14 protein-coding genes are annotated in these 18011 nt (G+C 71.2%); 10 read left to right on the top strand and 4 right to left on the bottom strand.

From position 1 onward, the window contains the following. Positions 1–14: 14 nt before the first annotated feature. Positions 15–569 (bottom strand): SigE family RNA polymerase sigma factor, encoded by a 555-nt coding sequence (locus tag ACLWS4_RS08015; RefSeq protein ID WP_049661170.1) that lies wholly within the window; start codon positions 567–569, stop codon positions 15–17. A 162-nt stretch (positions 570–731) separates the two neighbouring features. On the opposite strand from ACLWS4_RS08015, the gene ACLWS4_RS08020 reads away from it, so the two are divergent. The 7 genes from ACLWS4_RS08020 (at position 732) to ACLWS4_RS08050 (ending at position 10687) form a co-directional block, all read left to right on the top strand. After that, positions 732–1472 (top strand): hypothetical protein, encoded by a 741-nt coding sequence (locus tag ACLWS4_RS08020; protein WP_074001704.1) that lies wholly within the window; start codon positions 732–734, stop codon positions 1470–1472. A gap of 95 nt (positions 1473–1567) precedes the next feature. Next, positions 1568–3124, top strand: a complete 1557-nt coding sequence (lysX, locus tag ACLWS4_RS08025; protein ID WP_074001705.1) for a bifunctional lysylphosphatidylglycerol synthetase/lysine--tRNA ligase LysX — start codon at positions 1568–1570, stop codon at positions 3122–3124. Between the two features lie 243 nt (positions 3125–3367). Beyond that, positions 3368–3805 carry a BlaI/MecI/CopY family transcriptional regulator gene (locus ACLWS4_RS08030; RefSeq protein WP_074001706.1) on the top strand — a complete coding sequence of 146 codons (438 nt, stop codon included), beginning with the start codon at positions 3368–3370 and terminating at the stop codon, positions 3803–3805. Positions 3806–3815: 10 nt separating this feature from the next. Further along, positions 3816–4352 carry an amino-acid N-acetyltransferase gene (locus ACLWS4_RS08035; RefSeq protein ID WP_049652520.1) on the top strand — a complete coding sequence of 179 codons (537 nt, stop codon included), beginning with the start codon at positions 3816–3818 and terminating at the stop codon, positions 4350–4352. Between the two features lie 91 nt (positions 4353–4443). Then, positions 4444–4797 (top strand): histone-like nucleoid-structuring protein Lsr2, encoded by a 354-nt coding sequence (locus ACLWS4_RS08040; RefSeq protein ID WP_049652521.1) that lies wholly within the window; start codon positions 4444–4446, stop codon positions 4795–4797. A 677-nt stretch (positions 4798–5474) separates the two neighbouring features. Beyond that, a complete protein-coding gene (locus ACLWS4_RS08045; RefSeq protein ID WP_049652522.1) occupies positions 5475–7994 on the top strand; it encodes an ATP-dependent Clp protease ATP-binding subunit in 2520 nt (839 codons plus the stop codon). Between the two features lie 344 nt (positions 7995–8338). Beyond that, entirely contained in the window at positions 8339–10687 is a 2349-nt protein-coding gene (locus ACLWS4_RS08050) for an immune inhibitor A domain-containing protein (RefSeq protein WP_416873756.1), read from the top strand. Between the two features lie 100 nt (positions 10688–10787). Here ACLWS4_RS08050 and ACLWS4_RS08055 read toward each other — a convergent pair whose 3' ends face one another. Beyond that, complete coding sequence (locus tag ACLWS4_RS08055) at positions 10788–12029, bottom strand: threonine aldolase family protein (RefSeq protein WP_416873644.1); 1242 nt, start codon at positions 12027–12029, stop codon at positions 10788–10790. Positions 12030–12383: 354 nt separating this feature from the next. Here ACLWS4_RS08055 and ACLWS4_RS08060 point away from each other — a divergent pair, with 354 nt between their 5' ends. Then, on the top strand, positions 12384–13316 hold the full coding sequence (locus tag ACLWS4_RS08060) for a M23 family metallopeptidase (RefSeq protein WP_416873645.1): 933 nt from the start codon (positions 12384–12386) through the stop codon (positions 13314–13316). Positions 13317–13353: 37 nt separating this feature from the next. Here ACLWS4_RS08060 and ACLWS4_RS08065 read toward each other — a convergent pair whose 3' ends face one another. Continuing rightward, entirely contained in the window at positions 13354–13986 is a 633-nt protein-coding gene (locus ACLWS4_RS08065; protein WP_053112112.1) for a TetR/AcrR family transcriptional regulator, read from the bottom strand. Between the two features lie 222 nt (positions 13987–14208). Between ACLWS4_RS08065 and ACLWS4_RS08070 the strand changes: the two genes are divergently transcribed. Further along, complete coding sequence (locus tag ACLWS4_RS08070) at positions 14209–15801, top strand: MDR family MFS transporter (protein WP_074001710.1); 1593 nt, start codon at positions 14209–14211, stop codon at positions 15799–15801. Positions 15802–15866: 65 nt separating this feature from the next. On the opposite strand, the gene ACLWS4_RS08075 is transcribed toward ACLWS4_RS08070, so the two are convergent. Further along, on the bottom strand, positions 15867–16793 hold the full coding sequence (locus ACLWS4_RS08075; protein ID WP_416873646.1) for an A/G-specific adenine glycosylase: 927 nt from the start codon (positions 16791–16793) through the stop codon (positions 15867–15869). 193 nt (positions 16794–16986) lie between these two features. Between ACLWS4_RS08075 and ACLWS4_RS08080 the strand changes: the two genes are divergently transcribed. Further along, entirely contained in the window at positions 16987–17850 is an 864-nt protein-coding gene (locus ACLWS4_RS08080) for a hypothetical protein (protein WP_074001711.1), read from the top strand. The last annotated feature ends 161 nt before the right edge of the window (positions 17851–18011 follow it).

The following is an 18011-nucleotide window of genomic DNA, read 5'->3' on the forward strand; positions in this document are numbered from 1 at the left end:
CGTGACGCGCCGGCTCAGCGCTCGGCGAGGTCGTCGAGGCTGCTGCCGAGCACCGTGCGGATCCGGCCGAGCGCGCGGAAGGCCTGGGTCCGGACGGCGCCCGGGGTGCTGTGCAGGACCGCGGCGGTCTCCTCGACGCTGCGGTCCTCCCAGTAGCGGAGCACCAGCACCGCCCGGTCGCGCGGGGCGAGCCGGCCGAGCGCGTCCACCAGGGCGAGCCGCAGTTCCGGGTCGCCCTGCGGGGCCGCGCCGTCCGGCACCGCCTCGACCGGCCGCTCGCCGCTGGAGCGGCGGACGCGGTGCGAGAGGAAGGCCCGCACCAGCACGGTGTGCGCGTACCCGGCCGGGTTGTCGATCCGGCGCTTGGCCCCGAACCAGGAGGTGCGGTGCCACTGGGCGTAGATCCGCCCGAGGGCCTCCTGCACCAGGTCCTCGGCGAGGTGGGTGTCCCCGCCGGTGAGCAGGCAGGCCGACCGGTAGAGCGGTCTGGCGCGGGCGGCCGCGAAGGCCTGGAAGTCCTCGTCCCGCCGCCCGCCCCGGGCCGCCTTCCCCTGACCGTCCGGTCGCATCCTGCCCGGCCCCCTCGCTCGTTCTCCCCTGACACCTGGATGACCAGGTGCGCCCCGGGTGGCGTTACAGGTGGCGGCGAAAGGCTTCTTCGCCGGGCCGACCGTGGGTGGTTCGGCGCGACGTTACCGACAAATCGGATATTCGTCACGTAGTGTCAGCCCATGCCTACGCCACACGGATCGCGCGGCGGCATGGCCTTCAGCGCCGACGAAGTCCGCGTGCTGCGCCGCGCCCTCGCCCAAGCCCTCCACCCCGCCGTGCCCGTCCACCTCCAGGGGCCCGTCCGGCCCGCCCTCGCCGGGCCGGGCGCCGAACTCTGGGCGGAGGACGTCCAGGACGCCCTGCGCCTCACCGAGGCGATCGACGAGGCCGTCCAGGAGGGCGGCCGGCTGCGCGCCTTCCTGCTCGCCGACCTCGGACGCTACCGCTCCGCCCTGCCCGGCAGCGCCCCCGGCTACCTGGAACGGCTGGAGGAGGCGGTGTCCGACGGGTACCTGCCCGGGCCGGAGGACCTCACCGCACTGCGCGGACTGAGCCGCCAGCCCTGCGGCCAGGGCGAGCGGGCCCGCCGCTCCCGGCTGGCCGGGCGCTGCCACGCGCTGGCCGAGGCCGCCGTCCGCGAGCGGCTCGCCCTCCACAGCGGACCGCCCCGCCACCTGGTGGCCGTACCGAGTCCCGCCGCACCGCCGCACAGTCACCCCACCCCTGTAGGAGGACGGACCCCCATGAGCAGCACCGACTCCCGCCCGGAGCAGCCCGCCGCCGCGAAGACCCCGCCCCGCCCGCACCGGATGCCCACCCCCGCCGAGCTGTTCGGCCGCCGCCCCAAGCCCCCCGCCCACCCCGCCCCGCCCGCCGACGACGCCCCCGAGGACGTCGAACTCGCCACCGGCACCGGCTGAGCCGTCCGCGTCCGATCCGGGGGAGGCCGCCGTCGCGGCCTCCCCCGCGGCAATCCCGGCGCGGAGCACCGTGTGTGGCTGGCTACCCTTGTGGGGTGAGCGATCAGAGCCTTGTTCCCGCGACCGACGACCTTCCCGAGCAGATGCGCGTCCGGCGCGAGAAGCTCGACCGGCTCCGGGCGGCCGGTGTCGACCCGTACCCGGTCGGTTTCCCCCGCACCACCACCATCGCGGACCTGCGTGCCAAGCACCCCGACCTGGAGCCGGACACCGCGACCGGCGAGCGGGCCGGCGTCACCGGCCGCGTGATCCTCTCCCGCACCGGCGGCAAGCTCTGCTTCGCCACCCTGCGCGACGGCACCGGCGACCTCCAGGTGATGTTCTCCCTCGACAAGCTGGGCCCGGAGCGGCTGGCGGCCTGGAAGGCCGACATCGACCTCGGCGACCAGGTCGGCGTCGAGGGCGAGGTGATCACCTCCAAGCGCGGCGAGCTGTCCGTGATGGTGGACCGCTGGGAGCTCACCGCCAAGTGCCTGCGTCCGCTGCCGGACAAGCACAAGGGCCTGACCGACCCGGAGGCCCGGGTCCGCCAGCGCTACGTGGACCTCATCGTCAACCCCGAGGCCCGCGAGATCCTGCACCTGCGCAGCAAGGTCGTCCGCTCGATCCGCCGCACCTACGAGGACCGCGGCTACATCGAGGTCGAGACCCCGATGCTCCAGCCGGTGCACGGCGGCGCCAACGCGCGTCCGTTCAAGACGCACATCAACGCGTACGACATCGACCTCTACATGCGCATCGCCCCCGAGCTGTACCTCAAGCGGCTGGTGGTCGGCGGCGCCGAGAAGGTCTTCGAGATCAACCGCAACTTCCGCAACGAGGGCGCGGACTCCACCCACAACCCGGAGTTCACCTCGCTGGAGTCGTACGAGGCGTACGGCGACTACGACACCCAGGCCGAGCTGATCCGCGAGACGATCGTCAACGCGGCCCGGGACGCGCTGGGCACCACGGTGATCAGGGGCGTGGACGCGCACGGCGTCGAGCACGAGATCGACCTGGCCGAGCCGTGGGAGGAGATCGGCGTCTACCCGGGCATCTCGGCCCGCCTGGGCGTCGAGGTCACCCCGGAGACCGGCGTCGAGGAGCTGCGCAAGCTGGCCGCCGAGCACGGCATCCCTTTCGAGAAGGACTGGGGCCACGGTCAGATCGTGCTGGAGATGGTCGAGCGCCTGCTGGAGGAGAACGCCGTCCGGCCGACCTTCATCAAGGACTACCCGACCGAGGTCTCCCCGCTGACCCGCCAGCACCGCTCGCGGCCCGGCGTGGCCGAGAAGTGGGACCTGGTGATCTTCGGGACCGAGATCGGCACCGCCTACTCCGAGCTGGTCGACCCGGTCGAGCAGCGCGCCCGCCTCACCGCCCAGTCGCTGCTGGCGGCCGGCGGCGACGTCGAGGCGATGCAGGTGGACGAGGACTTCCTGCGCGCCCTGGAGTACGCGATGCCCCCGACCGGTGGCCTCGGCCTCGGCGTGGACCGCCTGATCATGCTGCTGACCGGCAAGAACATCCGGGAGACGGTGCTCTTCCCGCTGGTGAAGCCGGAGCCGAAGGCTTCCGCCGCGACGGCGGAGAAGACCGAGGAGGAGTGACCTGATGGACTACGTCAGCGCGATCGTGCCGCCGCTGGTCATGGCGATCGGCTTCGGATTCCTGGTGCGGGCCATCGTCCGCAGCCAGGGCGGGGCCCAGCGGGCCAAGGAAGACCTCGACTGACCCCGTCAGCCGCCCCGAACGACCGGCGCGCCGCCATTCCCGATTCCCGGGGGTGGCGGCGCGCCGGTTTGGCGCACTTCACAAGATTTGCCCCATTCACTCCCTATCCTGGCCGCACTATGGTCCGGCAACTCGGCGAACTTGAGAACGCCATCATGACCCGGGTGTGGCAGTGGAACCGACCGGTCACGGTTCGCGAGGTTCTCCTGGATCTGCGGTCGGAACGCGAAATCGCGTACACCACGGTGATGACCGTCCTGGACAAGCTCCACAGAAAGGGCTGGCTGCGCCGCGAGCGGGTCGGCCGGGCCTATCGTTATGAACCGGTCTCCTCGCGTGAGGCGTACACGGCGGCCCTGATGAACGACGCCTGGGCCACCGGTGACAATCCGGCGGCGGCCCTGGTGCACTTCTTCGGCCTGATGTCGCCCGAGCAACGCGAAGCGCTCCGGGACGCCTTGCGGGTGGCCGCTCTGTTCCCGCCCGATCCGGCCGGCGCGGATTCCGCGGACGGCGGACCGGATACCGGTGGGACGGAACCGGGAGCGGCGCGATAACGTCCCGACCATGGAGGTCACCATCCGCCGGGCGCGGACCACGGACGTGCGGGCAGTGCGCAGGCTCATCGACACCTACTCACGCGACGGCATTCTGCTGGACAAGCCCACAGTCACACTGTTCGAATCCGTCCAGGAGTTCTGGGTCGCGGAACGGGACGACAACGGCGTGGTGGTGGCCTGCGGCGCACTGCACGTGATGTGGGAGGACCTCGCCGAGGTCCGCACGCTCGCGGTGGATCCGGTCGCCCGGGGCACCGGGATCGGGCACCTGCTGCTGGAGAAGCTGGTGCAGACCGCGCGCTGGCTGGGCGTCCGTCGGATTTTCTGCTTGACGTTCGAGGTCGCGTTCTTCGCGAAACACGGTTTCGTCGAGATCGGCGAGGTCCAGGAAACCGATGATGGTACGACAGACCCGGCGGCGATCGCTACGGATGTCTATGAAGAACTCCTCCGCTCGTACGATGAAGGCGTCGCCGAGTTCCTCGACCTGGAGCGGGTGAAGCCCAACACACTGGGCAACTCGCGCATGCTGCTGCACCTCTGAGCCGCTCCAACCGGGTCAAGGGTTTGTGTTTTCCGGAGAAAGGCGCTTTCCTTTCCTTAGGCAATGGGTCGTTTAGCGGAAAGGGAAGCCCGTGGCACAGAGGGTGCAGGTCATTCTTGAAGACGATCTCGACGGCGGTTCGGCGGACGAGACGGTGACGTTCGCCCTCGACGGCGTTGCCTACGAGATCGACCTGAAGAGCGCCAACGCGGACAAGCTCCGCGGCCTGCTGGCGCCGTACGTGGAGAAGGGCCGCAAGCAGAGCGGCCGGCTCGCCGGTGCCCGTCGTCCGGGCCGCGGCACCGCGGCGCGTCCGGCCGGCGGCGGCGCCCCGGACACCGCCAAGATCCGCGCGTGGGCCAAGGAGCAGGGCCTGGAGGTCAACGACCGCGGCCGCGTTCCGAGCAACGTCCGCGAGGCCTACGAGAAGGCCAACGCGTCCTGATCCCGGCGCCGCGGGCCCGCCGGAGCGGGTGCGGGGCCCGGCGGCCGGGGACGGCCGCCACCATCACACGCACGGGGCGCGGAGGGGTCTCCTCCGCGCCCCGCGGCGCGTGCCCGGAGGAGCCCGCCGCGGCCGGCCCCGGGGGCCGTCCCGGGCAGCGTCCCGGGCAGCGGCTCGGGCACCGGCTCGGGCGGCGGAACAATCACGGGCCGTGCGACGCTGTAGGGGCGAAGCGGCAACGCGGACGACACCGGGGCGACGTGCCCGGCACCCCGTCCGCCGTCGAACCGCCGTCACCGCGGCCCGACTTCTCGCCAGGCGAACACCGCCACCGCGGAAACTGCGCGAGAACCGCCCCGATACCGGGTATGAATGCAGGTGGACGGGTTCTTCGGCCCGTCCAGGGGCAGTATGTGCGACCGGCCGGAGGGGTTCCGGCGGCGGCGTCGGCGGCACGTGTTCGCCGATGGCGTAGCGGAATCCGGTGCATCCGGCCCACCTGTGGGAACACCGTTTCCCAACACCAGGTTGGGATTGGTGTCGGCTGGTCGCGCAGCATCTCGCTCCTCTACCGGGGAGTGAATCCGTGGGCCGCGCCGCTGAGCGGGACTAGCATGCGGAAGGACAGGGCGGGGACGGACCCCGAACTGCCCGACCGCTCTGAGGAGCGATAAACGATGTTCGAGAGGTTCACCGACCGCGCGCGGCGGGTTGTCGTCCTGGCTCAGGAAGAAGCCCGGATGCTCAACCACAACTACATCGGCACCGAGCACATCCTCCTGGGTCTGATCCACGAGGGCGAGGGCGTCGCCGCCAAGGCCCTGGAGAGCCTCGGGATTTCTCTTGAGGCCGTTCGCCAGCAGGTCGAGGAGATCATCGGCCAGGGCCAGCAGGCCCCGTCCGGTCACATTCCCTTCACCCCCCGGGCGAAGAAGGTCCTGGAGCTCTCGCTCCGCGAGGCCCTTCAGCTCGGCCACAACTACATCGGCACCGAGCACATCCTGCTCGGCCTGATCCGCGAGGGCGAGGGCGTCGCCGCCCAGGTCCTGGTGAAGCTGGGCGCCGACCTCAACCGGGTGCGCCAGCAGGTCATCCAGCTGCTCTCCGGCTACCAGACCGGCGGCGGCAAGGAGTCGGCCACGGCCGGCGGGCCCGCCGAGGGCACCCCGTCGACCTCCCTGGTCCTGGACCAGTTCGGCCGCAACCTCACCCAGGCCGCCCGCGAGGCCAAGCTCGACCCGGTCATCGGGCGCGAGAAGGAGATCGAGCGGGTCATGCAGGTGCTGTCCCGCCGCACCAAGAACAACCCGGTGCTGATCGGTGAGCCCGGCGTCGGCAAGACCGCCGTGGTCGAGGGCCTGGCCCAGGCGATCGTCAAGGGCGAGGTCCCGGAGACGCTCAAGGACAAGCAGCTCTACACGCTGGACCTGGGCGCCCTGGTGGCCGGCTCGCGCTACCGCGGTGACTTCGAGGAGCGCCTGAAGAAGGTGCTCAAGGAGATCCGCACCCGCGGCGACATCATCCTGTTCATCGACGAGCTGCACACCCTGGTCGGCGCGGGCGCCGCCGAGGGCGCCATCGACGCCGCCAGCATCCTCAAGCCGATGCTGGCCCGTGGCGAGCTGCAGACCATCGGTGCCACCACCCTGGACGAGTACCGCAAGCACCTGGAGAAGGACGCCGCGCTGGAGCGCCGCTTCCAGCCGATCCAGGTCGCCGAGCCCTCGCTGCCCCACACCATCGAGATCCTCAAGGGTCTGCGCGACCGCTACGAGGCCCACCACCGGGTCTCCATCACGGACTCCGCCCTGGTCGCCGCCGCCACCCTGGCCGACCGGTACATCTCGGACCGCTTCCTGCCGGACAAGGCGATCGACCTGATCGACGAGGCCGGCTCCCGAATGCGCATCCGCCGGATGACCGCGCCGCCGGACCTGCGCGAGTTCGACGAGAAGATCGCCGACGTGCGCCGCGAGAAGGAGAGCGCGATCGACGCGCAGGACTTCGAGAAGGCCGCGTCCCTGCGCGACGACGAGAAGCAGCTCCTGCAGGCCAAGGCCAAGCGCGAGAAGGAGTGGAAGGCCGGCGACATGGACGTCGTCGCGGAGGTCAACGAGGAGCTCATCGCCGAGGTCCTGGCCACCGCCACCGGCATCCCGGTCTTCAAGCTGACCGAGGAGGAGACGTCCCGCCTGCTGCGCATGGAGGACGAGCTGCACAAGCGCGTCATCGGCCAGAAGGACGCCATCAAGGCGCTCTCCCAGGCCATCCGGCGCACCCGTGCGGGCCTCAAGGACCCGAAGCGCCCCGGCGGTTCGTTCATCTTCGCCGGCCCGTCCGGTGTCGGTAAGACCGAGCTGTCCAAGACGCTGGCGGAGTTCCTGTTCGGCGACGAGGACGCGCTGATCGCGCTCGACATGTCCGAGTTCTCCGAGAAGCACACCGTCTCCCGGCTGTTCGGCTCCCCGCCCGGCTACGTGGGCTACGAGGAGGGCGGCCAGCTGACCGAGAAGGTCCGCCGCAAGCCGTTCTCGGTCGTCCTCTTCGACGAGGTCGAGAAGGCCCACCCGGACATCTTCAACTCGCTGCTGCAGATCCTGGAGGACGGTCGCCTGACCGACTCCCAGGGCCGCGTGGTCGACTTCAAGAACACCGTCATCATCATGACGACCAACCTCGGCACCCGGGACATCTCGAAGGGCTTCAACCTCGGCTTCGCGGCCGCGGGTGACACCCAGACCGGGTACGAGCGGATGAAGGCGAAGGTCGGCGAGGAGCTCAAGCAGCACTTCCGCCCCGAGTTCCTGAACCGTGTCGACGACATCGTGGTGTTCCACCAGCTGTCCGAGGAAGACATCATCCAGATCGTCGACCTCATGATCGACAAGGTGGACGAGCGGCTCAAGGACAAGGACATGGGCCTGGAGCTCAGCGTCGAGGCCAAGAAGCTGCTGGCCAAGCGCGGCTACGACCCGATCCTGGGTGCCCGTCCGCTGCGCCGCACCATCCAGCGCGAGATCGAGGACCACCTCTCCGAGAAGATCCTCTTCGGCGAGCTGCGGGCCGGCCACATCGTCGTCGTCGACGTCGAGGGCGAGGGCAAGGAAGCCAAGTTCACCTTCCGCGGCGAGGAGAAGTCGGCCGTCGCGGACACCCCGGCCGCGGTCGCCTCGTCCGGTCCGGACCTGACGAAGTAACCCAACTTTTAACAGACAACTTCACAGCCACCGAGCCCCCGGCGTTGACGCCGGGGGCTCGGTGCGTTCGCTCCCGCCGCCAACCGAACCGGTGCGGGCCGGGTCGGCTGGCCCCCGCGCTGGCTGGTGCGGGTGCGCTCGGTTTCTCACCGACCTTTCACGAACATACGGTTGACAGGCGGTCAGATGATGGGAAGTCGCGGAGGATAGCGCCGTGACCATGTCATGGTCAAGGTCTATCTTTTCCGTGCACGCTTGGATCAAATGACGTCCACCTGTCTTTCATTTTGGTTTGCCGGGCTTTGGCCAAGAGCTGGGCCCTGGTCGGGGAGGACGTCACAACGTTGAAGAACACCAGGAGAACCGCTGCGGCTGCCACGGCCGCAGCGGTCATAGTCGCGCTCGGCACGGGCCTGTTCCCGGCCTCCGCCGTCGCCGCCGGCTCGGCCCCGGTCCCGCGGGACCCGGCCGACGCCGTCCAGAACACCGAGCACAACCTTCCGGGTCCGCTGACCGCGAAGGTGGAGGCGGAGCAGAAGGCCGCCACCGAGAAGCTCCTCAACGGCACCGCCGAGGTCGAGCAGCACAACGGCAGCACCAGCGTGAAGCTCGGCAAGGACAAGTACGTCGAGCTCGCTCGCGAGCGCACGGACAAGATCTTCACCATCCTGGTCGACTTCGGTGACCAGGTGGACAACACCACCAAGACGCCGGACGGCAAGGTCAAGTACGGCGGCGAGGCCGGCCCCAAGCACAACGAGATCGAGAAGCCGGACCCGGCCACCAACAACTCGACCGAGTGGCAGGCCGACTACAACCAGCAGCACTACCAGGACCTGTACTTCGCCAAGGACAAGCCCTCGCTGAAGACCTACTACGAGAAGCAGTCCTCGGGCCGCTACTCGGTCGACGGCGTGGTCTCGGACTGGGTCCGGGTGCCGTGGAACGAGGCCCGGTACGGCTCCGACTACTGCGGCTCCAACGTCTGCGCCAGCGCCCAGGACCTGATCCGCGACGCCGTGGACATCTGGTACAAGGACCAGCAGGCCAAGGGCCAGACCGAGGCCCAGATCAAGGCCACGCTGGCCCAGTACGACCAGTGGGACCGCTACGGTTCGCACCACGACGGGAACTTCAACCAGCCCGACGGGTACATCGACCACTTCCAGATCGTGCACGCCGGCGAGGACAAGTCGGCCGGTGGCGGCAAGCAGGGCAGCAAGGCCCTGTGGGCGCACCGCTCGTACGTCTACGGCAACCTGCAGGGCACGGCCGGTCCCGAGGGCAACAAGCTCGGCGGCGTCCAGGTCGGCAACAGCGGCCTGTGGATCGGCGACTACACGATGCAGCCGGAGAACGGCGGCCTCGGCGTCTTCGCCCACGAGTACGGCCACGACCTCGGTCTGCCGGACCTCTACGACACCGCCGGCAAGGGCATCGACAACTCGGTCGGCTTCTGGTCGCTGATGTCCTCCGGTTCCTGGCTCGGCGAGGGCAAGGACAGCATCGGCGACATGCCGAACGACCTCGACGCCTGGAGCAAGTACAAGCTGGGCTGGCTGAAGGCCGACCACGCCAAGGCGGGCACCGAGTCGACCCACCACATCGGCCCGGCGGAGTACAACAGCAACCTGCCGCAGGGTCTGATCGTCGACCTGCCGAAGAAGAGCATCACCACCGAGATCAACAAGCCGTTCGGCGGCACCGGTGAGTGGTGGAGCGGCAGCGCCGACAACCTGAACGTCACGCTCACCCGTGACATCGACCTGACCGGCAAGACCAAGGCCAGCATCAACGCCAAGGCCTGGTACGAGCTGGAGCAGGACTTCGACTACGCGTTCGGCGAGGTCTCCACCGACGGCGGCAAGACCTGGACCGTCGTCGACGGCACCTGGAACGGGACCGCGCTGCCGCGCGAGAACGGCCGTCCGGCCATCAGCGGCCAGGTGGCCGCCTGGGGCGACCTGTCCTTCAACCTGGACGCCTACGCGGGCCAGAAGGTCAAGTTCCGCTACCACAACACCACCGACGGCGGCCTGCACTTCCGCGGCCTGACGCTGGACAACATCGCGGTCGTCGCCGACGGCGCCACCGTGTTCAGCGACGACGTCGAGAACGGTGACAACGGCTGGGTGGCCGACGGGTTCTCCCGCTTCGGCGGCTCGTACACCAAGGACTACGCGCAGTACTACATCGCGGAGAACCGGCAGTACGTGTCCTTCGACCAGACCCTGAAGACCGGCCCGTACAACTTCGGCTTCGCCGACAAGCCGAACTGGGTCGAGCACTACTCGTACCAGCCCGGCCTGCTGATCTGGTACTGGGACGAGTCGCAGACCGACAACAACGTCAGCGCCCACCCGGGCCAGGGCCTGATCCTGCCGGTCGACTCGCACCCGACTCCGATGAAGTGGACCGACGGCACCCTGATGCGTCCGCGCATGCAGGGCTACGACTCCACCTTCGGCTCGCGCCGCACCTCCGGTCTGACCCTGCACAAGGCCGGTGTCGAGACCGTCATCCCGAAGGCCAAGGGCGTCGACGAGTTCAACGACCTGAAGTCGTGGTGGAGCAAGGACGACCAGTACAGCGGTGTCAACGTCCCGAAGACCGGGACCAGCATCGAGGTCGAGAACGAGTCCTCGAACTACCTGGAGACCTGGATCCGGGTCCGCCCGGTCGACAACTACTGATCGTCACCCCCCGGGTAGCGATCGGCCTGTGACCAGGCAGCTCTGACAACTCCACGTCCGGCCCGTCCCCGCAGCGCGCGGGGGCGGGCCGGACGCTTTGTCAGGCCCGGACGGCCGGCAGCCGGTCCAGGAAGGCGGCGGAAGCCACCGCGACGTCGGCGGCGGTCCAGTCGAGGGCGGACGCGGCGACCGTGACCTCGGTCACCGACAGCCCCGGCGGCCCGCCCGCGCGCCAGGCGCCGAACAGCCCGATCCCGGTGTCCTCGGCCAGCCCCAGCCCGGCCTCCTCCAACTCCCCGACCGGGTACGGCAGCCAGAGCTGGAACTGGTGGGTGTGCGGCGGGGCCGGATGCACCCGGGCACCGGGGACGGCCGCGAACGCCCGGGCCAGCGCCCCGGCGACCGTCCGGGCGTGCGCCACGTACCCGGCCAGCCGCGGCAGTTCGCGCTCCAGCCCGGCCAGCGCGGCGAGCGCGAACGGCCACTGCTGGTAGAGCTGGCCGCCGTAGCGGTGCCGCCAGGCCCGGGCGGTGCGGACGAAGCCGCCCGGGCCGGCCAGCGCGGCGCCGCTGATCCCGCCGAGCGTCTTGTAGAAGGAGACGTAGACCGAGTCGGCGAGGCCGGCGAGCTCCGGCAGCAGCCGGCCGAGGGCGACCGCGGACTCCCAGATCCGGGCGCCGTCCAGGTGCAGCGCCGCGCCGTGCTCCTCCCGCACCACCGCGGCCAGCTCCACCAGCTCCGGCCAGCCGGGCAGCACGAACCCGGCGTCGCGCAGCGGCAGCTCCAGGCTCAGCGCGGCGTACGGCTCGTCCAGGGCGCGCAGCTCCTCGGCGGTGGGCTGGCGCGGCTCGGCGGTCGGCCAGAGGCTGCGCAGCCCGGTCAGCACGCCGAGCGCGTGCCGCTCGTGCCGGTCGGTGTGGGCCAGCGGGTGGGTGACCACGGTGCGGCACCCGGCGGCCTCGGCGTGGATCCGCAGGGCGATCTGCTGGGCCATCGTGCCGGTCGGGAAGAAGGCCGCGTCCTCGGTGCCGAGCAGCTCGGCGACCCGGTGCTCCAGGGTGCGGACCACGCCGTCGCCGTACTGGTCCGGGCGGCCGTCCAGGTCGGGGGCGCCGTGCGGCTCGGGGGCGGCGTCCGGGTCGGGGGCTCTGTCCGGACCGGCAGCGTCCGGGTCGGGGGCGGCGCCCGGCGGCGGGCCGGCCAGGTCGGCGAGGCGTTCGCGGATGCTCTGCGGCCGGGCCCCGGACAGCAGCCGTTCGCAGCCGCGCAGGGCGGCGAAGCGGCGGTCCGGCAGGCTCGGGCGGTCACCGGCGTCGGTGTCTTCGCTCCTGTTGCCATACATGGCTCGATGGTCCCGCAGCGGGCCGGACCGGTCAGCGGTGCGGACGGAAAGCGGTTCGAGCCCGCGAAACCCCGACCGCGCGTGGTGCTGGTCACAGGCCTCCGGCACGGTACGACCGGCGGTAGTAGCGGGGCCGGGGAAGCGGCGGACGGCCCGGAGCGGTCATGCGCGATCCGATCTCATGATCATTGCTCCGTCGGTTTGAATCTCCGGCGCCACGATGACTACACGCCGTAGTACATCACCGCGTTTGGGACTCCGCCCGGTGACCGTTACACCTGAGTGGTCCCCCGCTCAGCACGCGCCCGAACGGGCGCTTCGTGCTGCCCTCGTACGATCCGTGAGGTACGGCAGATGTCCACCGTCCCACCCGTGGGGCCGGCCCTGCGCCGGCTCGCCGCCCAGGCGGCGGCCCGGGCCGCCGTCTGGCAGCCCCGGATCGGCCACGCCGTCCGCACCCAGGCCGCGCCGCTGCGCGCCCTCGGGGCGCCCCGGCATACCACCCTGCCCGGCAGCCGTCAGCGGGCCGAGCACGACCACGCGCTGGCCTCGGCCGGAGCGGTCGCCACGCTGCTCGCCGGCGTGCTGCTGGTGGCCACCCCGGGCACGGCCTCGGCGCAGACCGTACGGCCCACCACGCCGGGCAGCTCGGCCTTCACCGTGCCGCGGGCGGAGGTGCCGAGCGCGGGGCTGGTCCAGGTGGCCGGCCCCAGCCCGTACAAGCTGCCCGACGACGGCGACTCGGCGCAGGAGTTCGTGACGGTGGCGCCCAACCTGCTGCCGTTCGAACCGGCGGCACCGGAGCCGGAGCCGGATCCCGCCGACGAGCCGGCCCCGGAGGCCGGACCCGCGCCGGAGTCTGGGCCCGCGCCGACTCCCGGGTGGTCGGCCCCGGTGCCGAACGCGCCGACCAGCAACCCGTACGGGAAGGCCAACCGCAGCTACGCCGCCGGGTACCACACCGGGGTGGACTTCGCGGTCTCCCCGGGCACGCCGCTGCTGGCGGTCGGCGACGCGAGCGTGGTGTCGGCCGGCTGGGACGGCGCGTACGGCAAGGAGGTCGTGCTGCGGCTGGCGGACGGGCACTTCGCGCAGTACGCCCACATGTCCTCGGTCACCGTCTCGGCGGGCCAGCGGGTGTCCGCGGGCGAGCGGATCGGGCTGTCCGGGAGCACCGGCAACTCGACCGGCCCGCACCTGCACTTCGAGATCCGCACCAGCAACCGCTACGGCGCGGTGGTCAACCCGATCGCGTACCTGGCGGGGCACGGCGTCACGGACTTCTGAGCCGCCCCGGGCGCCGGGCCCTGCGGGACCGGCGCCCTCAGCCGGTGGTGCGGGCGGGGTGGCTGATCCCGGCGCCGATCTCCAGCGCGATGTCCCGGGCCGCCCCGATCGCCTCGTCCAGGCCGGCGGGGGGCGGCTGCTCGCCCCACACGTTCGGGGTGTGGCCGCAGTCCGCCTTGTCCTGCTTGAGCAGGAACAGCGACGAGTGGACGGTGAACAGCGCCATCGCGGCCCGCAGCCGGTCGTGGAAGTCCGCCCCCGGCCCGTGCACCAGCTGCATCATGGTGATCATGCGGTCCCGGAAGGCCAGCCCGGCCGGGGATTCGCGCAGCGCGGGCTGGTTCTCGTGGAAGAAGCGCAGCAGCGGGGCCCGCTCGGCCATCCCGTCCGCGAAGCGGCGGATCAGCTCGTCGCGCATCTCCGGGCTCCAGGCCTGCTTGCGGCCCCACGCGATGGACTCGTCGATCGGCGCGGCCATCCGCTCGACGATGCCCAGGACGATGTCGTCCTTGGTCTTGAAGTGGTAGTAGAGCGCGGCCTTGGTGACGCCCAGGCGGTCGGCGATCTCGCGCAGTGAGGTCTGCTCGTAGCCCTGCTCGGCGAAGAGCTCCAGTGACACCTCGATGATGCGAGCCCGGGTGTCGCTGCGGGGGCTGTGCGGAGTGCCCATGGCCTGCCTCATGACTGCGTCGGTGACTACTGCGGACCCCGGAGCGGTGTTCGCCCCGGGCCCATTCTCCCTGCCCAGAAGGCCGGTCGGGAAACTGGCTTGACGACCGGCTAGGAAACAACCTACCGTGCCGACGGTCGATAAACTAGCCGGGCGACAAGTAAGTGAGCCGCCGCACGGCACGACGCTCCGTCCGAACCACCCTCCGGGAGACCCCACCTCATGTCACAGTCCAAGACCGCCGGCCCGGTGCCGGAGGACAAGACGACCGAGGAGGAGCAGCCGCGGTCGCCCCGCGAGATCCGCCTCGTGATGGTCGGCCTGGTCGTCACCATGCTGCTGGCCATGCTCGACAACCTGATCGTCGGCACCGCGATGCCGACCATCGTCGGCGACCTCGGCGGTGCCGAGCACCTGTCCTGGGTGGTCACCGCGTACACCCTGGCGACCGCCGCCTCCACCCCGATCTGGGGCAAGCTCGGCGACATGTACGGCCGCAAGGGCACCTTCCTCACCTCGATCGTGATCTTCCTGGTGGGTTCGGCGCTGTCCGGCCTGTCGCAGAACATGAACGAGCTGATCGGCTTCCGCGCCGTGCAGGGCCTGGGCGCCGGCGGACTGATGGTCGGCGTCATGTCGATCATGGGCGCGCTCGTCCCGCCGCGCGACCGCGGCAAGTACCAGGGCATGTTCGCCGCGGTGATGGCCCTCGCCACCATCGGCGGCCCGCTGGTCGGCGGCTTCATCACCGACCACCTGAGCTGGCACTGGACCTTCTACATCAACCTGCCGCTCGGCGTCGTCGCACTCGCCGTTGTCGTCGTCACCCTGAAGCTGCCGAAGGTCCGCAGCACCGCCAAGATCGACTACCTGGGCGCCATCCTGCTCACCGTCGGCATCACCTCGCTGGTGCTGATCACCACCTGGGGCGGCCAGCAGTACGCCTGGGGCTCCAAGGAGATCCTCGGCCTGGCCGCGCTCTCCGCCGCCTCGCTGATCGCCTTCTGCTACGTGGAGCAGCGGGTCGAGGAGCCGATGCTCCCGCTGAGCCTGTTCCGCAACCTGAACTTCACCCTGGTCTCGATCATCGGCTTCATCGTCGGCTTCGTGATGTTCGGCTCGACCGTCTTCCTGCCGCTCTACCAGCAGATCGTCCAGGGCGCCTCGGCGACCAACTCCGGCCTGCTGCTGATGCCGATGATGTTCGGCATGCTGGTGATCTCGCTGGTGGTCGGCCAGGCCGTCACCAAGACCGGGAAGTACCGGATCTACCCGATCATCGGCACCATCGTGATGACCGGCGGCATGATCCTGCTCTCCACCATGGGCGTCGGGACCAGCAGCTTCACCTCTGCCTGCTGGATGGTCGTGCTCGGCGCCGGCATGGGCTTCCTGATGCAGATCACCATGCTGGTCGCGCAGAACAGCGTCGAGCTCAAGGACATGGGCGTGGCCAGCTCCACCGCCACCCTGTTCCGCACCATCGGCGGCTCCTTCGGTGTCGCGCTGTTCGGCGCGCTGTTCAACAACCGGGTGGCCGACACCATGAAGGAGCGGCTCGGCGAGCAGGCCTCGGCGGGCGGCGCGAAGGACCCGGGCCAGATGAGCCCGGCCGCGATGCGCGCACTGCCCGCTCCCGTCCAGGACGCCTACCACCACGCGGTGTCCAACGGCATGCACACCGTCTTCCTGTGGGGCGCCGGGGTGGCCGTGATCGCGATCGCCGCGGCGGTGTTCCTCCGCGAGGTGCCGCTGCGCGGCACCGGCAAGGGCGAGGCTCCGGCCGAGTCCTCGCTGGAGGCGGCGGCCGTCTGACGGTCCCCGCGCACGAAGGCGCCCCCGGGAGGTCCTCTCCCGGGGGCGCCTTCGTGTTCCGCCGCCTACTGGGGCAGCCGGTAGACGCCCTGCTCGACCGGCTCGACCAGGCCGTCCGCCACCAGGCCGTCCAGCGCCCGGGCCCGCTGCACCGAGTCCGGCCAGACCGCGTCCAGCCGGGCCTGCGGCACCGTCCCGTGCGCCTCGCGCAGCACCGCGAGCAGCTTGCCGCGCACCTGGCGGTCCGTCCCCTCGTAGGACTGGCCGCGCCGGGCCGGTCCCTCGTACGGCGGGCGGCCGGCCCGCTGCCAGGCGCAGGTGGTGAACAGCGGGCAGTCCCCGCACTCCGGGCCGCGGGCGGTGCAGACCAGCGCGCCCAGCTCCATCACGCCGACCGCCCAGGTGGCGGCCGTCTCGGCGTCGTCCGGCAGCAGCGCGGTGGCGGTGCGGCGCTCGGCGGCGGTGGTGGCCTGGGCCGGGTACTCGACGCCGGTCACCGCGCGGGCGAAGACCCGGCGGACGTTGGTGTCCAGCACCACGTGCCGCTGGCGGAAGGCGAAGGAGGCGACGGCGGCGGCGGTGTACTCCCCCACGCCGGGCAGCGAGAGCAGGGTGGCGTGGTCGTCCGGGACCTCGCCGTCGTGCTGCTCGGTGATCGCCACCGCGGCCGCGTGCAAGCGCAGCGCCCGGCGCGGGTAGCCCAGCCGGCCCCACATCCGGACCGCCTCGCCGGGCGCGTCGGCGGCGAGGTCGGCCGGGGTCGGCCAGCGGGTGAGCCAGGCCTCCCAGGCGGGCAGCACGCGCTTGACCGGGGTCTGCTGGAGCATGAACTCGCTCACCATGACCGCCCAGGGCGTGGCGTCGGGGGTCCGCCAGGGCAGGTCCCGCTTGCTCGCCTCGTACCAGTCCAGGACGGTCGAGTGGAACAGCGGCAGGGGCATCGGCGGCCAGGCGGCGTCGGCGGCGGTGGCAGGGGTGGTGATGGCAGTCATGGCCCTTCGATCCTCCCATGCCCGCCGACCGGGCCGAAGTGGATCAGTCTGCTCCGGACCGACCGGGGGACCGACCGGAAATCGTCCGATTGGGGCTCGCTCGAACGGATCAAATGGCGGATCATGTGAAGGAAGGGGCGACTGTGCGGTGTTGGTGAGTCAATCGCCACACACAGTCTCGTAGAGTTTGGTCGTGCCTTCTCTGCGTCAACCCGTCGGACCACTGCCGGCCTCGATCTACTGGCGTCGGCGCGTCATCGTGCTCGTCGCCGTCGCGGCGGTCGTCGCCCTGATCGCCTGGCTGATGATCGATCAGGGCGGGGGCGGTGACGGCGGCTCACCGGGCAACGCCGCACAGGCCGTTCCCTCCCAGTCCCAGAACCAGACACCGGCTCAGGCGATCACGCCCGGCGCCTCACCGAGCGGCCCCGCGGCGCGCCCGGGCGGCGGCTCCGGGGGCGGACCGGTGGCGGGCGGTGGCGGCACCGAGGTCAACCTCAGCGGCGGCACCGGCGCCGGCGGGGCCAACCCGGCCCCCGGGGGCGGCGCCGCGCCGGCGACCGGCGGCGGCACCGGTGGCGGCACGGGCGGCTCCGGCGGTACGGGCGGCGGCGCTCCGCCGGTGAACACCCCCGAGGTCATGGCGCTGCCGGTCTGCGCCTCCTCGCAGGTGGCGCTGGAGCTGGCCGGCACCCAGAACTCGTACCAGCCCAAGGACAAGCCCCGACTGGCGCTGACGGTCAAGAACTCCTCCGGCACCAACTGCCGGGTGGACCTGGGCCGCACCGCCTCCGTGATCACGGTGAGCGGCAGCAACAACGACCGGGTCTGGTCCTCCGGCGACTGCCCGACCGACAAGGGCAGCATCTGGGTGCAGCTCGGCGCGAACGGCAACCAGACCGAGACCTTCACCTGGGACCGCAGCCGCAGCAAGCCGCAGTGCGCGACCGCCGACCAGACGCCGCCGCCGAGCGGCACCTACGTGGTGCTCGCGGAGCTCACCGGGCTCTCCGGGGACAAGGTCTCGGCGCGGGCCTCGATCCGGCTGGACGGCTGAGAACCGGTCACCTTCCCTCGGAGCCCCCGGCCGTCGCTCGGCCGGGGGCTCCGCCGTGTCCGGGGTGCCGGGCGGGGGCGGACGGCGGACGCGGACGGGGTGCGCGGGGCGGGCCGAGGTGCGGTGCGGACGTGCGACGGCCCCCGGGGAGGTTCCCCCGG

It is taken from the genome of Kitasatospora sp. SC0581 (assembly GCF_048159585.1).
Taxonomy (GTDB): Bacteria; Actinomycetota; Actinomycetes; order Streptomycetales; family Streptomycetaceae; genus Kitasatospora.